Origin of the sequence: Devosia sp. (genome assembly GCF_017307495.1) — a bacterium.
GTDB lineage: Bacteria > Pseudomonadota > Alphaproteobacteria > Rhizobiales > Devosiaceae > Devosia_A.
Window position 1 is genome coordinate 34,979 of sequence record NZ_JAFKHE010000021.1, and the last position, 13,386, is coordinate 48,364.

General features: G+C 69.1%; 14 protein-coding genes. 10 read left to right on the forward strand and 4 right to left on the reverse strand.

Translation table 11 applies throughout. The features are described from left to right. Positions 1 to 5: 5 nt before the first annotated feature. The gene (gene ftsH, locus J0I99_RS13505; protein ID WP_291398251.1) at positions 6 to 1,853 is read right to left on the reverse strand and encodes an ATP-dependent zinc metalloprotease FtsH; all 1,848 of its coding nucleotides are present in this window, start codon (positions 1,851 to 1,853) and stop codon (positions 6 to 8) included. Between the two features lie 168 nt (positions 1,854 to 2,021). Here ftsH and J0I99_RS13510 point away from each other — a divergent pair, with 168 nt between their 5' ends. Then, entirely contained in the window at positions 2,022 to 2,669 is a 648-nt protein-coding gene (locus tag J0I99_RS13510) for a BON domain-containing protein (protein ID WP_291394189.1), read from the forward strand. 16 nt (positions 2,670 to 2,685) lie between these two features. Continuing rightward, positions 2,686 to 3,726 carry a hypothetical protein gene (locus J0I99_RS13515; protein ID WP_291398252.1) on the forward strand — a complete coding sequence of 347 codons (1,041 nt, stop codon included), beginning with the start codon at positions 2,686 to 2,688 and terminating at the stop codon, positions 3,724 to 3,726. On the opposite strand, the gene J0I99_RS13520 is transcribed toward J0I99_RS13515, so the two are convergent. After that, positions 3,710 to 4,672, reverse strand: coding sequence for a ribose-phosphate diphosphokinase (locus J0I99_RS13520; protein WP_291394187.1), 963 nt, complete (start codon positions 4,670 to 4,672; stop codon positions 3,710 to 3,712). The two genes, J0I99_RS13515 and J0I99_RS13520, sit on opposite strands and share 17 nt — an antisense overlap. A 147-nt stretch (positions 4,673 to 4,819) precedes the next feature. Here J0I99_RS13520 and J0I99_RS13525 point away from each other — a divergent pair, with 147 nt between their 5' ends. Both J0I99_RS13525 and J0I99_RS13530 read left to right on the forward strand, forming a co-directional pair. Next, complete coding sequence (locus J0I99_RS13525) at positions 4,820 to 5,260, forward strand: DUF2267 domain-containing protein (protein ID WP_291394186.1); 441 nt, start codon at positions 4,820 to 4,822, stop codon at positions 5,258 to 5,260. 11 nt (positions 5,261 to 5,271) lie between these two features. After that, entirely contained in the window at positions 5,272 to 6,099 is an 828-nt protein-coding gene (locus J0I99_RS13530) for a universal stress protein (RefSeq protein ID WP_291398253.1), read from the forward strand. A gap of 49 nt (positions 6,100 to 6,148) precedes the next feature. Here the strand turns inward: J0I99_RS13530 and J0I99_RS13535 are convergent, their stop codons facing one another. Continuing rightward, the gene (locus tag J0I99_RS13535; protein ID WP_291398254.1) at positions 6,149 to 6,547 is read right to left on the reverse strand and encodes a VOC family protein; all 399 of its coding nucleotides are present in this window, start codon (positions 6,545 to 6,547) and stop codon (positions 6,149 to 6,151) included. A 93-nt stretch (positions 6,548 to 6,640) separates the two neighbouring features. Here J0I99_RS13535 and J0I99_RS13540 point away from each other — a divergent pair, with 93 nt between their 5' ends. The 6 genes from J0I99_RS13540 (at position 6,641) to J0I99_RS13565 (ending at position 12,817) form a co-directional block, all read left to right on the forward strand. Then, positions 6,641 to 7,267, forward strand: coding sequence for an HPF/RaiA family ribosome-associated protein (locus J0I99_RS13540; RefSeq protein WP_291398255.1), 627 nt, complete (start codon positions 6,641 to 6,643; stop codon positions 7,265 to 7,267). Between the two features lie 11 nt (positions 7,268 to 7,278). Continuing rightward, a complete protein-coding gene (locus tag J0I99_RS13545; RefSeq protein ID WP_291398256.1) occupies positions 7,279 to 7,929 on the forward strand; it encodes a phosphoribosyltransferase in 651 nt (216 codons plus the stop codon). 88 nt (positions 7,930 to 8,017) lie between these two features. Further along, on the forward strand, positions 8,018 to 8,545 hold the full coding sequence (locus tag J0I99_RS13550; RefSeq protein WP_291398257.1) for a universal stress protein: 528 nt from the start codon (positions 8,018 to 8,020) through the stop codon (positions 8,543 to 8,545). 103 nt (positions 8,546 to 8,648) lie between these two features. Beyond that, positions 8,649 to 9,440, forward strand: coding sequence for a class I SAM-dependent methyltransferase (locus tag J0I99_RS13555; RefSeq protein ID WP_291398258.1), 792 nt, complete (start codon positions 8,649 to 8,651; stop codon positions 9,438 to 9,440). A gap of 113 nt (positions 9,441 to 9,553) precedes the next feature. Then, entirely contained in the window at positions 9,554 to 11,428 is a 1,875-nt protein-coding gene (locus J0I99_RS13560) for a heavy metal translocating P-type ATPase (RefSeq protein WP_291398259.1), read from the forward strand. A 96-nt stretch (positions 11,429 to 11,524) separates the two neighbouring features. Then, on the forward strand, positions 11,525 to 12,817 hold the full coding sequence (locus J0I99_RS13565; protein ID WP_291398260.1) for an FAD/NAD(P)-binding oxidoreductase: 1,293 nt from the start codon (positions 11,525 to 11,527) through the stop codon (positions 12,815 to 12,817). 27 nt (positions 12,818 to 12,844) lie between these two features. Here J0I99_RS13565 and J0I99_RS13570 read toward each other — a convergent pair whose 3' ends face one another. Then, the gene (locus J0I99_RS13570; protein WP_291392814.1) at positions 12,845 to 13,363 is read right to left on the reverse strand and encodes a hypothetical protein; all 519 of its coding nucleotides are present in this window, start codon (positions 13,361 to 13,363) and stop codon (positions 12,845 to 12,847) included. Positions 13,364 to 13,386: the final 23 nt, after the last annotated feature.

Sequence of the window (13,386 nt, forward strand, 5' to 3'; positions counted from 1 at the left end):
GCCGGTCAGCCCGGGTTGGCGGCGATGACCGGTGCGGCCGGGGCATCGGGCGCCGCTTCGGCCCGGCGCAGCGCCGGGAAGTCATCGGGAGTGATGACTTCCTTTTCGAGCAGCAGGTCGGTCCCGTTTCTCAAAGCATCCATCCGCCCCTCGAGGATGCGCCGGGCCCGGTCGAAGGCCTCGGCGATCAGGTCGCGGACCGCCACATCGAGCTCCCGCGCCGTCGCCTCGGAATAGTCGCGCGACGCCTTGGCGAAGGGTGACTCCAGATAGGGCTGGGCGACCTGCTCGAGCACCGAATGGCCGATCGTCTCGCTCATGCCGAAGCGGGCGGCAAACTGGCGCGCGATGTCGGTGGCCTTGGCCAGGTCGTCGGAGGCGCCGGTGGAATAGTCCCCGAAGGTGAGGTGCTCGGCGGCGCGACCGCCCATCAGCACGGCCATGCGATCCTTCAGCTCGCCGGCGGTGATGACGTAGCGATCCTCGGTCGGGCGCTGCATCGTGTAGCCGAGCGCGCCGATGGAACGCGGGATGATCGAGACCTTGTGCACCGGGTCGGCGCCGGGGATGGCGGAAGCGACGAGCGCATGGCCCAGCTCGTGGCAGGCGACGCGGCGCCGTTCCTGGGGCTGCAGCAGGCGGCTGCGCCGCTCCGACCCGGCGACGATGCGTTCGACCGCGGCGGTGAAGTCCTGCATCGCGACATCGGTGCCGCCGCGGCGTGTCGCCGTGATCGCCGCCTCGTTGCACAGGTTGGCGAGGTCGGCCCCGGTGAAGCCGGGCGTGATGGCGGCGATCTGGTCGACATCGACGCCGGCGGCGAGGCGGATCTTCTTGAGGTGCACGGCGAGGATAGCGGCGCGTCCCTTGCGGTCGGGCCGGTCCACCGTGACCTGGCGGTCGAAGCGCCCGGACCGGAGCAAAGCCGGGTCGAGGATCTCCGGGCGGTTGGTGGCGGCGAGCAGCACGATGCCGACGCGCGGATCGAAACCGTCGAGCTCGGCGAGGAGCTGGTTGAGCGTCTGCTCCTTCTCGTCGGCCCCACCCATGCTGCCCATCGGCGTACGGGCCCGGCCAAGCGCATCGAGCTCGTCGATGAAGATGATGCATGGCGCCGCCTTGCGGGCCTGCTCGAACAGGTCGCGGACGCGCGCCGCGCCGACGCCGACGAACAGCTCGACGAATTCGGAGCCCGAGATCGAGAAGAAGGGCACCCCGGCCTCGCCCGCGACCGCGCGCGCCAGCAGCGTCTTGCCGGTTCCGGGCGGGCCGACCAGCAGCACCCCCTTGGGGATGCGGGCGCCGAGGCGACCGTAGGTCTGCTTGTCCTTGAGGAAGGCGACGATCTCCTGCAGCTCGGCCTTGGCCTCGTCGACGCCGGCCACGTCCGCGAAGGTGACGCCGGTGTCGGTCTCGACATAGACCTTGGCCTTGGACTTGCCGATGGCGGTGAGGCCGCCGAGGCTGCCGCGATCGGCCAGGCCGCGAAACACGAAGTACCACAGCCCGACCAGGATGAGCGCCGGGGCCACCCATGAGATGATGGTGCTCAGCCAGTTCTGGTCGCTGCCGCCGGAGATGTCGACGCCGGCATCGGTGAAGATCTGCACGAGCTGGGGGTCGACGCGGCGCGAGACGAAGTAGTCGTAGCCGTTCTGGGTGGTCTTGTAGCGCCCCTCGATCATCGACTCGGTGATCGTCACTTCGGCGATCGTGCCGGCCTTCAGCCGGTCGAGCAGCTGGGAATAGGTGACGGTCTCGATCGACCGGTAACTCATCCATAGCTGGAAGGCGCCAAACAGCAGCATGGCGACGACGAAGTACCAGAGGTTGTAGGTCCGACGCTTGTCCATGCGATGTCTCCGCTGCGCCGGCTGAGAGTAGGTGGCGGGGCCGGCGCCCCGGTTGACGAAGGTCAAAGCGCCGGTGGTCCGGTGGGTGCCCGGCCTGGTTTGAGCCAGATCAAAGTCCCGTGGACCCCAGGCGACAGACTGCCGCCGGTGCAGGCACCGGAGGATGAGATGAAGGACAGCGCGCTGCGGCAGGACATTCTCGACGAGCTCGAGTTCGCGCCCAACATCGACGCCAACGACATCGGGGTCGCAGTCGAGGACGGCATCGTGACGCTGACCGGCCATGTCCCCAACTTCAGCCAGAAGCAAGCGGTGGAGCGGGCCGTGGCCCGGATCAAGGGGGTGCGCGCCATCGCCCAGGGCATCGAGGTGCGCTTCCCGACGAGCGAGAGCGACGCCGACGACGAGATCGCGCGGCGTGTTCTCGATACGCTCAAGTGGAGCACGCTGGTACCGGACGAGCGCGTGCAGGTGAAGGTGGAGGATGGCTGGGTGACGCTGTCCGGCAACCTCGAATGGAACTACCAGAAGGTGGGGGCGGCCGACGCCATCCGCCACATCGCCGGGGTGCGCGGGGTGAGCAACGCCATCGCGCTGGCGCCCAAGCCCGCCTCGGGCGACGTGAAGAAGCGCATCGAGGACGCGTTGCGGCGGCATGCCGAGGTCGAGGCCCACAACATCCGGGTCGAGGTGAGCGGCAACAAGGTAACGCTCACCGGCACGGTCCGGGCCCTGGCCGAGCGGTCGGCGGTCGAGGACGCCGCCTGGGCGACGCCCGGGGTCCATTCCATCGACGACCGCCTCATCGTCTCCTGACGCTTTCGGAAGGCCAATGGTGATCGATGCTCCGCACAACCAGGGGACCGAGGTCGCGACCTGGGAGAAGGTCCGCTTCCTCAGTTCGCCCGAGGCCTATCCCGGCCATCCCGCGGTGACGGTGCTGGAGACCCACATGTCGTGGGTCTTCCTGGCCGGCGACCTGGTCTACAAGTTCAAGAAACCCGTCCGCTATCCGTTCCTCGACTTCACGTCGCTGGCCCGGCGTGAGCGCCACTGTGCCGCCGAGCTGAGGCTTAACCGGCGGCTGGCGCCGCGCGTCTATCGCCGGCTCGTTGCCCTGCGCCTCAAGCGAACGGGGGAACTCGCCCTGGGCGACAGCGGGGAGCCGGTCGAGTGGCTGGTCGAGATGGAGCGCCTGTCCGAAGGCGACATGCTCGATCGGCGGATCAAGGCAAACACCGTGTCGACCGAGGCCGTGGTGGCCATCGGGGACAAGCTGGGCCGGTTCTACGCCGCGGCGCGCTCCGAGCGGCGCCGGGGCCGCGCCTATCTCGAGCATCTCGTCACCGAGACCGCGGTCAATCGCAAGCTGCTGCTGCTCGAAGGCTGCCCGGTACGCCCGGGCCGCGCCGAGCCGCTCCTCGCCCGCGTCGAGAAGCTGCTCGAAGCGCACGCGCCGGCCATCGCCGCCCGGACCGCGGACGGCCTGATCGTCGAGGGGCACGGGGACCTGAGGCCGGAGCACGTGCATCTTGGGACCGAGCTCGACATCATCGACTGCCTCGAGTTCGACCGGACGATGCGCCTGCTCGACCCCTATGACGAGGTGAACTATCTCGGCCTCGAATGCGAATTCCTCGGGGCGGGCTGGATACGGCCAATCCTGCTCCAGGTGGTCGACGACCACCTCGGCGGCCACCGGCCCGCGCCTCGCCTGCTGGCGACCTATGGGGCGTTCCGCGCCGTGCTCAGGGCCCGCATCTGCGTCGCGCACCTGCTCGATCCCGAGCCGATGGAAGCGGAACGCTGGCCGGGCGAAGCCGAGCGCTACCTCGAGCTCGCCGAGCGGGAGTGCGCTACGGCAGAGGATTGAGCAGGCGGCGGATCGAGCCGCCGGCGTGCAGGCGCTGGATGGCGTCGGCCAGAAGCGGGGCGCAACTGACGATCTCGAGCTTGCCGAAGGCGCCCGGCTCGAACGACAGCGGCACGCTGTCCGACACGGTGACGGTGTCGATCTCGGGGGCGAACAGGACCTCCGACGTGGTGGTCATCAGTCCATGCGTCGCCATCGCGTGAACATGGCGGGCGCCGCGCTCGCGGCAGGCCTTGGCGGCACGCACCATCGTGCCGCCGCTGGCGATCATGTCGTCGAAGACGAAGACCTCGGCGCCCTCGACATCGCCGGCGAAGAGTTCGCCGGTGACGACGTCGCCGCTGCGGTGCTTCTCCATCATCGCGAGGCCGACCGGAGCGTGCGCGTGGGCGGCATAGGCCTCCTGCAACAGCCCGACGCGGCGCATGCCACCGGTATCGGGGGACAGCAGCACTACGCGCCCGCCGCGCGCGAGCGCCTCGATCCTGGGCAGGAAGGCATTCCGCAGGCTGAGCAGCGTGCTGTGCCGGAAGCCGTTCTGGAAGGCGGCGACGTTGTGGACGTCGACCGTGACGACCATGTCGGTGCCCACCGCGTCGAACAGCTGCGCGACATAGCGGGAAGTGACCGGGTCGCGCGGCTTGGTCTGCTGGTCCTTGCGCATGAAGGCGAGGTAGGGCGTCACCGCCGTGACGCGGGCCGCGCCGTTCTCCTTGCAGGTGGCGATGAAGAACAGCAGCCGGGTCAGCCGGTCGGCGGCCGATTGCCCGCCGCCATGCAGGGTGTGGAGAACGAAGACGTCCTCGCCGCGGACGCTGACCAGCGGGCGCGACTTGTGCTCGCCATCGGAGAATTCCCGCTCCTCCAGGGCGTCGAGCTCGACGTTCAGCGAGGACGCGACGGCGGCGCCCAGGCGGTCCGATCCACGTAAGGCGAACAAGCGCATGGCATTTGCTCCACGATGCTGGCGGGCACCATGCGCGACCGGCCGCGCGGCCGCGTTGACGCGGATCAAGCCGACATCCGTTTGACCGGTGTCAAAGGCCGCGCCGGCCGAACCCCTAGGCTGGCGGCATCAGAACGGGAGGTTCCCATGTCCGTCGGCATCTCAGTACTGGATGGCGCCCCGCAGCAGGCCGGGATCTGGATCGACGAGGTCGACCAGGCAGCGCGCTGCGACGACAGGCAGCACGCCTACCGCCTGCTCCGCGCGACGTTGCATGCGCTGCGCGACTGGGTCGAACCGAACCAGGCCGCCGATCTAGGCGCCCAGCTGCCGGTGCTGATCCGGGGCATCTATTACGAGGGATGGAACCCCTCGAGCACGCCGAAACACCCGCACGGCAAGGATGAGTTCGTCGCCGCGGTGCAGGCGAACTTCTCCCGCGACCCGCTGCACAATGCGGACATGCAGATCGCGGCGGTCCTTTCCGTGCTCAACCGGCATGTCTCCCCCGGACAGGTCGAGCAGATGCGCAATGCCCTGCAGAAGCCGCTCCGCGCCCTGTGGCCGGAGCCGACGGACAACACCTGAGGCAACTCCAGATGGAAATTCGCGAAATCCTCGTGCACCTCGACATCGACCAATTCTCGCCGGCGCTGGTCGATTGCGCCGTCGACCTGGCCCACCGCTTCAAGGCCGCGCTGGTCGGGCATTCGGCCGCCGAACCCGCCACCATCGGCGCCGGGTATGACGGGGCTGCCGCCGTTGCCGTGTACTACGAGCACGAGCAGCGGGCGATCGAAAGCCGTCTCGAGGATCTGGAGCGCCAGTTCCGCAGCGCGGTGCCGAGCGACATCCAGGTCACCTGGCGCGGCCGCACCGCGCAGCCCAATGCCAGCGCCGCCATGACGGCCCGGTGCGCCGACCTGATCGTCACCGGCTCCAATTTCGGCGCGCGCAATCCCAACCCGCAGCGCTCGATCGACACCGGCGAGCTGCTGGTGAAGGCCGGGCGTCCGGTGCTGATCGCGGGCATGGGGCTCGAGCGGATCGCGGCGGACACCGTCATCGTCGGCTGGAAGGACAGCCGGGAGGCGCGCCGCGCCGTGGTCGACGCGCTGCCGTTCCTCAAGACGGCGAAGCAGGTCACGGTGGCGACGATCCACGAGGGCGACTTCGCCGACGAAAAGACCAGCCTCGACGATGTCCTCGCCTGGATGCGCCGCCATGGCATCGAGCCCAGGGGCGACGTGCAGCCGGCGACGGCCGGCGGCGCAGCAGAAACGCTCGAGGCACTGGCCAAGGAGCGCGGCGCGGACCTCATCGTCACCGGCGGCTATGGCCACGGCCGGATGCGCGAGTGGCTGTTCGGCGGCATGACCCGCGACCTGCTAAGCGACAGGACCGTGCACCGCTTCATGTCGAACTAGAGAGCTGCAAGGGCGCTGTCGGTCTGGTTTGCGCGTACGACAGCGCCCTTCAGGGGCTCGCACCGGCCGGCGGCCCGGCCCACTGGCTGGCCGGATCGGCCTCGAGTACGGCCATCACGTTGCCCTCGGTGTCCTTGAAGGTCACCAGTTGGCCAACGCCGGGAATGGCGGTCTTGGGGATGACGATGGAGCCGCCGGCTTCCACGATGGTATTCGCGGCGGCATCGGCATCGGCGACATCGATGGTGGGCACCGTCCTCTGCCAGGGCTCGCTCCGCTGTCCGATACCGGCGCCGAGCGCCGTCGGGTCGGCGGGATCGACGGCGACCAGCCAGTACGGCATCGGCCCGGGCAGCCTGGTGACGACCCAGCCAAAGGCCTGCCGATAGAATTCGGCCGCCCGCTCCGGATTGTCTGCTGCAATGTCGATGTGGACAAACCTGGGCATCGTGTCCTCCCCGTTTGGAACAGGCCCGCACGATGGCAGCCATCGCCGACGGCGCGTTTGACCGGGATCAAAGGCCCGGCGACTGGGCGGCGCATGTTCATCTCGATCGAAGGCCGCCATGCGACGGCAGGATTGGCGCAGGGAACGAACGAAATGCAGGTCCCGACCGAAATCGTCTTTCAGAACTGCGAGCCCTCCGAGACGTTGCGCGCGGAAGTCGAACGGCAGGTGGCGCGCCTCGAGAAGTTCAGCGGGCGCATCACCAGCTGCCGGGTGGTGATCCGCGCCCCGGAGACGCGCCATCGCCACGGCGACGCCTACAGGATCGAGCTGCGGATCGCGCTGCCGGCGCACCAGGACGTCGTGGTCAATCGCACCCATGGCGACGAGGAAGAGGACGAACACCCGCTCGTTGCCGTGTCCAAGGCCTTCGCCGCCGCGCAGCGGCAGATCGAGGACGCCATGCGCGAGATGCGCGGCGACATCAAGGAGCACGTGGCGCCCGACCACGGCCGCGTGGCCCGTTTCGTCGCCGGGGAGGACTACGGCTTCATCGAGGCATCCGATGGGCGCGAACTCTACTTCCATCGCAATGCCGTGCTGAACAACGCGTTCAACTCGCTGGCCGTCGGTGACGAGGTCCGCTTCGTGGAGAGCGAGGGCGAGAAGGGCCCGCAGGCGAGCAGCGTGAGGCCGATCGGCAAGCACCACCTCACCTGAAGGGGCCGGCGATGAGCTTCAGGGACCGCAAGGACGCAGGACGCCGCCTCGCCGCAGTGCTGATGCGCTACCGGGACGAGCGGCCGATCATCCTCGCGCTGCCGCGCGGCGGCGTGCCGGTCGCCGCCGAGGTCGCCGAGGCCCTCGATGCGCCGCTCGACCTGCTCATCGTGCGCAAGATCGGCGTGCCGCAGCAGCCCGAACTCGCCGCCGGCGCCGTGGTCGACGACACGAAGCCCATCGTCGTGCGCAACGAGGACGTCATCCGCATGGCCGGTGTATCCGAAGCGGATTTCGAGCGCGTCAGGACGGCCGAAGTCGCCGAGATCGGCCGCCGCCGCTCGCGCTATCTCGGCGACCGACCGCATCCGGAATTGAAGGATCGCACGGTGATCGTCATCGATGACGGCATCGCCACGGGGGCGACGGCGCGCGCGGCACTCGAGGCCCTGCGACGGCGCCATCCGCGCCTGCTGGTGCTGGCGACCCCGGTCGCGCCCACCGACACGCTCGAGATGCTCGGCAAGCAGGCGGACCGGGTCGAATGCCTCGAGTCGCACACGATCTTCGGCGCCATCGGCAACTTCTATGACGACTTCCGCCAGGTCTCCGACGAAGAGGTGATCTCGGCCCTGTCGCGGATCGGCCCCAAACGCAGCTGAGGCCTCGCCGCCGGCTGCTTGACATGCATCAAGCCGGGCAGCGCGGCAGCGTGCTCAGTGGCGTGGTCGACTTGCACTGGAGGTCAAGATGAACAACATCCTCGTCGCCACCGACGGCTCAGTCATGTCGAGCCGGGCCCTGGGCAAGGCTATCGAGCTCGCTCGGCAGTCCGGCGCCAGGCTGACGATCGTGAACGTTCTCGACATTCTACCCGTGGGCCCGTCGTTCCGCCGCTTCGCGCAGACCGAGCTGCGCGGCGGCACGGCGACGACGCTGGCGCCCATGCCGATCCGCCTGCCCGGAACGCTCGGCCTCGACACCACGGAGTCCCTCGAGACCCTGGACCAGCAATCACGCGCCGTGGCGCAGCTGGTCTCCGACCGCGTCCTGCTCGAGGCCAAGGCGGTGGCAGAGGCAGCGGGGCTGACCGGTGTCGAGACCGTCTCGGCCGACGGAGACCCGGCGCAGCAGATCGTCGCGACCGCCAGGTCGATCGGCGCCGATCTCGTGGTGGTGGGGCGCCGCGGCCTCGGCGGACTGGACGAGATCCTGCTCGGCAGCGTGTCGCAGAAGGTCCTGCATCGCTCGCCGACGGACGTCTATATCGCGGCCTGACCCGACGGCACGCTGTGCCGGCGCCAGCTTCGCCGGGCGCCGGGGCCATGCTAGACCTGTGCCCGCGCCGCGACAGCTGCGGTGCCGGCATCGGCGGGTTGACATGGCAGACGCACAGATACGTTTTTCCGACGGCGCCAGCTACGACGCGATGATGGGCGCCTGGAGCCGGAGCGTGGGCGAGATCTTCCTCGACTGGCTGCGGCCGCCCGGAGGGGCCGACTGGATCGATGTCGGCTGCGGCAGCGGCGCGTTCTCGAGCCTTGTCATCGAGCGCCAGGCCCCCCGATCCATCCTCGGCATCGATCCATCGGAAGCCCAGATCGACTTCGCCCGGCAGAGGGGGCTGGGACCCCTCGTTCGCTTCGAGCGCGGCGATGCGATGCAGTTGCGGCTGGCCGACCGCTCCGTGGACGTCGCCGTGGCGGCGCTCGTCGTGCACTTCATGCCGGAGCCGGCGACCGGCGTCGCCGAGATGGCGCGGGTCACGCGCCCGGGCGGCCTCGTCGCGGCCTATGCCTGGGACCTGGCGGGCGGAGGCTTTCCCTACCAGGCCGCACACGAGGCGATGCGCGATTTCGGGCTCCGGGCTCCCGATCCGCCGCATCCCGAGGCGGCCAATGCCGACGAACTGCTGCGGCTGTGGACGGGCACCGGCCTTGCCGGCGTCGCGCAGCGCCAGATCCACGTCACCCGAAGGTTCATCGACTTCGACGACTACTGGCTGATGGCCACGCGCTCGCGGCGCATTGCCGAGGTCGTCGAGCGGCTCGATGCGCAGGCCAGGTCGAAACTCATGGAAGCGACCAGGGCGAGCGTGCCCTCGGCCCCTGACGGCAGCGTCACGCCCGCAGCGCGCGCCAATGCAATCCTGGGCCGCGTGCCGGCGCCGTAGTCCATCCTGGAGCCGGCACGACGTCGGCGCCGCCGCCAATACATTGACCCGCATCAAGGAACGAGCGGCCCGGACTTGCTGCTGTGTCCATCGCCAACAATTGGAAACCCATCATGGACCAGACTGCGACCGATAGGCTGAAGACGGCGCTGATCGCGCTGGCGATCGGGGGACTGGTGCTGGGGCTCGTGCTGCAGTTCTCCGGATTCCCGGACCTGGCCAGGCTGGCCTGGACCGTCGGGGTGGTGCCGGTGCTTCTCGCCCTGCTGGGCGAGATCATCGTCAGCCTGCAGCGCGGCGAGGTCGGGCTCGATATCGTGGCCGCACTGTCGATGGCCGCGGCGCTCGTTGCCGGGGAGACCCTGGCGGCGGCGGTCGTCGCCGTCATGTACTCGGGCGGCACGTTCCTCGAGAGCTTCGCTGAAGGGCGCGCCCGGCGCGAGATGCACGACCTGCTGTCGCGCGTGCCGCGCACCGCGACCCGGCATCGCGATGGCGGCCTCGAGGAGTTGCCGCTCGAAGCAGTCCGGCCGGGCGACAGGCTGCTGATCCGGCAGGGCGACGTGGTTCCGGTCGACGGCACCGTGGCGTCCGATACCGCCTTTGTCGATACCTCGGCGCTGACCGGCGAGCCGCTGCCCGTCAGGCTCCGGCGGGACGAGGAGGCGATGAGCGGCTCGACCAACGCTGGCGATGCGTTCGACCTGCTGGCCACCCGAAGGGCGGAGGAAAGCACCTATGCCGGCATCGTGCGGCTGGTCGAGTCGGCGCAGCGCTCCAAGGCGCCGATGTCGCGCCTGGCCGACAAGTGGTCGCTCGGCTTCCTCGCGGTCACGGTGGCGATCGCCAGCGCCGCGTGGGCCCTGACCGGCGATCCGATCCGGGCCGTGGCAGTGCTGGTCGTCGCCACCCCCTGCCCGCTCATCCTCGCCGTGCCGGTGGCACTGGTCGCCGGGCTGTCGCGGGCGGCGCATTTCGGCGTGCTGGTGAAGGGTTCATCGCCGCTCGAGACCATGGCGCGGATCAAGACCCTCGTACTGGACAAGACCGGGACGCTGACCGAAGGAAGCGCGCAGGTGGTCTCGATCGACCGCCACCTCGAGCTGCCGGAAGCCGAGATCCTGCGCCTCGCGGCCTCCCTCGACCAGGTGTCCAAGCATCCGGTGGCCCAGGCGATCGTCGCGACCGCAAGGGACCGCGACCTCATCCTGACCGTGCCCCAGCAGGTCGTCGAGGTTCCCGGGGACGGCGTCGAGGGCATGGTCGGGAATACGCACGTCATCGTGGGCGGACACCGGTTCGTGGAGCGCCGGATCGATGGCGACGGCAGCGACCATCCCGCGCTCGCGGCCGGATCGGTGCTCGTTGCCGTTGCGGTGGATGGCCGGCTTGCCGGACACATCGTGATGAGCGATCCCCTGCGCGGCGATGCCGAGGCGGTTCTCGATGGACTGCGCCGGGAGGGCGTGAATCGCATCCTGCTCGCCACCGGCGATCGCGAGCAGGTCGCACGGGAGCTCACGGCAGGCCTCGGCCTCGACGGGATCCGGGCCGGGCTGACGCCCGACCAGAAGGTGCTGGTCGTGCTCAGCGAGCGCAAGGGCGGCCCGGTGATGATGGTCGGCGACGGGGTCAACGATGCGCCGGCCCTGGCCGCCGCCGACGTCGGGGTGGCGATGGGGGCCCGCGGCGCGGCGGCCTCGGCCGAGGCGGCCGATGTCGTCCTGCTCGTCGACGAACTGGGACGCCTCGTGGCGGGCATGGAGATTGCGCGGCGCGCGCGGCGGATCGCGGTCGAAAGCGTCGTCGTGGGGATCGGCCTGTCCGTGCTGGCCATGATCGCGGCGGCCTTCGGCTACATCACGCCCGTGCAGGGCGCGGTGTTCCAGGAAGTCATCGACGTCGCGGTGATCCTCAACGCGCTGCGGGCGCTGCGCCTCAATCCGCGCGATATCCAGGCCCGCCCGCACGCCGCCGAGGCAGAGTAGTGCCGCAGCACCGGACAGTATTGGCGTGTGATCCAGATCAATCACGCCGGATGACCTCGCCGTATTGTTGAGGCCGGCTCACAGGAGATGCTGGCGATGGTGCAGGTTGTCGTACTCGGAGCAGGTCTGGGCGGCACGCTGATGGCTTACGAGCTGCGTGACGCGCTCGGCCGCGAACATGGCGTTGCCGTGGTGAACAAGGGGACCCACTACAGCTTCGTGCCCTCCAACCCGTGGGTGGCAGTGGGCTGGCGCGAACGCCAAGCCGTGGAAGTCGACCTGCGGCCGGTATTCGAGCGCCGTGGCATCGGATTTCACCCGCAGGGGGCCAGGCGGCTCAACCCGGCCGAGAAGCGCATCGAGCTCAACGACGGCTCGAGCGTTCCCTACGACTATCTCGTCATCGCTACCGGCCCCGAGCTCGCCTTCGACGAGATCGAGGGATTTGGCCCGGCGGCGCAGACCCAGTCGGTCTGCCATATCGACCACGCGCTCGGCGCCAAGGCGGCCTTTGACCGGCTCGTGGCCAAGCCCGGACCGGTCCTTGTCGGGGCCGTCCAGGGCGCCTCCTGCTTCGGGCCGGCCTACGAATTCGCCTTCATCCTCGACAAGGCGCTGCGCGACGCCAAGGTGCGCGACCGCGTGCCGATGACCTTCGTCACCTCGGAACCCTATATCGGCCACCTGGGACTGGACGGGGTCGGCGATACCAACGGGCTGCTCGAGAGCGAGATGCGCCAGCGCCATATCCACTGGATCACCAACGCCAAGGTGGACCGGTTCGAAGACGGCAAGGCCCATGTCAGCGAGATCGCCGCGGACGGCAACGTCAAGCAGGCCCACGAGATCCCGTTCGTCTATGCCATGATGCTGCCGGCCTTCCGCGGCGTCGAGGCGGTCCGCGGCATCGAGGGGCTGACCAACCCGCGCGGCTTCATCCTCGCCGACAAGTACCAGCGCAACCCGGCGTTTCCCGAGGTGTTCTCGGTCGGGGTGTGCGTCGCCATCCCGCCCCTCGGCAAGACGCCGGTCCCGGTCGGCGTGCCCAAGACCGGTTTCATGATCGAGTCGATGGTCACCGCGGTGACGCAGAACATCGCCAGCCTCGTCGCCGGCGGGCCGGCCACGGCGGTGCCGACCTGGAACGCGATCTGCCTCGCCGATTTCGGCGATGGCGGCGTCGCCTTCGTCGCGCAACCGCAGATACCGCCACGTAACGTCAACTGGTCGAGCTCGGGCGCATGGGTGCACGCCGCCAAGATCGGCTTCGAGAAATACTTCCTGCACAAGATCCGGTCGGGGACATCCGAGCCGTTCTACGAGAAGCTGGCCCTGCAGATCCTCGGGATCGACAAGCTCAAGGCCGTGCAGCAGGACACGGCGCCATGAGGCCAGGGCAACGACGCCCGGCGCCGCCTACCGGCTGAACGGGACCGAGGCCGTGAGGATGTGGCCCGAATTGTTGAACTCGACTTCGAAGTCCACGATGATCGAGTTCGGAACCAGGGTAATGCGCGAGCCGATGCGGACGTCGTTGCCGCCGCGATCGACCTGCTTCTCGCTCAGGTCGAAGCTGATGCCCTGGCCCCGCTTCTGCCCGACGGCGAGGCCGGTGAATCCGGCATTCGAGCTCATCACCGCCATATAGTGGCGCGACGCCTCGTCAAAGGCGATGGTGCCGCTTACCGACAGGTTCATGCTCACGAGGCTGCAGCGGCCGGCATAGTTGATCTTGGCCTGCTTGCCGCGGGAGATGTTGAGCCGGCAGCGGAACGGCTCGGGCTTGTCGCCTCCGACCAGCGCCCCTGCCCCTTGCCAGCCGCCGACATAGGACAGCAGCAAGTCGAGTTCGGGCGCCGCGGCACGCGCCGGAACGGCCGCAAGGCCAGACAAGGCGGCGATAAGAAGCGCCACCAGCGAAAAGCGTTTCCACATTTGTTTATCCGTCTTGCGTAGCC

Coding starts and splice junctions, on each gene's coding strand:
- ftsH (WP_291398251.1), bottom strand. CDS start 1,853: ATGGACAAGCGTCGGACCTACAACCTCTGGTACTTCGTCGTCGCCATG.
- J0I99_RS13510 (WP_291394189.1), top strand. CDS start 2,022: ATGAAGGACAGCGCGCTGCGGCAGGACATTCTCGACGAGCTCGAGTTC.
- J0I99_RS13515 (WP_291398252.1), top strand. CDS start 2,686: ATGGTGATCGATGCTCCGCACAACCAGGGGACCGAGGTCGCGACCTGG.
- J0I99_RS13520 (WP_291394187.1), bottom strand. CDS start 4,672: ATGCGCTTGTTCGCCTTACGTGGATCGGACCGCCTGGGCGCCGCCGTC.
- J0I99_RS13525 (WP_291394186.1), top strand. CDS start 4,820: ATGTCCGTCGGCATCTCAGTACTGGATGGCGCCCCGCAGCAGGCCGGG.
- J0I99_RS13530 (WP_291398253.1), top strand. CDS start 5,272: ATGGAAATTCGCGAAATCCTCGTGCACCTCGACATCGACCAATTCTCG.
- J0I99_RS13535 (WP_291398254.1), bottom strand. CDS start 6,547: ATGCCCAGGTTTGTCCACATCGACATTGCAGCAGACAATCCGGAGCGG.
- J0I99_RS13540 (WP_291398255.1), top strand. CDS start 6,641: ATGTTCATCTCGATCGAAGGCCGCCATGCGACGGCAGGATTGGCGCAG.
- J0I99_RS13545 (WP_291398256.1), top strand. CDS start 7,279: ATGAGCTTCAGGGACCGCAAGGACGCAGGACGCCGCCTCGCCGCAGTG.
- J0I99_RS13550 (WP_291398257.1), top strand. CDS start 8,018: ATGAACAACATCCTCGTCGCCACCGACGGCTCAGTCATGTCGAGCCGG.
- J0I99_RS13555 (WP_291398258.1), top strand. CDS start 8,649: ATGGCAGACGCACAGATACGTTTTTCCGACGGCGCCAGCTACGACGCG.
- J0I99_RS13560 (WP_291398259.1), top strand. CDS start 9,554: ATGGACCAGACTGCGACCGATAGGCTGAAGACGGCGCTGATCGCGCTG.
- J0I99_RS13565 (WP_291398260.1), top strand. CDS start 11,525: ATGGTGCAGGTTGTCGTACTCGGAGCAGGTCTGGGCGGCACGCTGATG.
- J0I99_RS13570 (WP_291392814.1), bottom strand. CDS start 13,363: ATGTGGAAACGCTTTTCGCTGGTGGCGCTTCTTATCGCCGCCTTGTCT.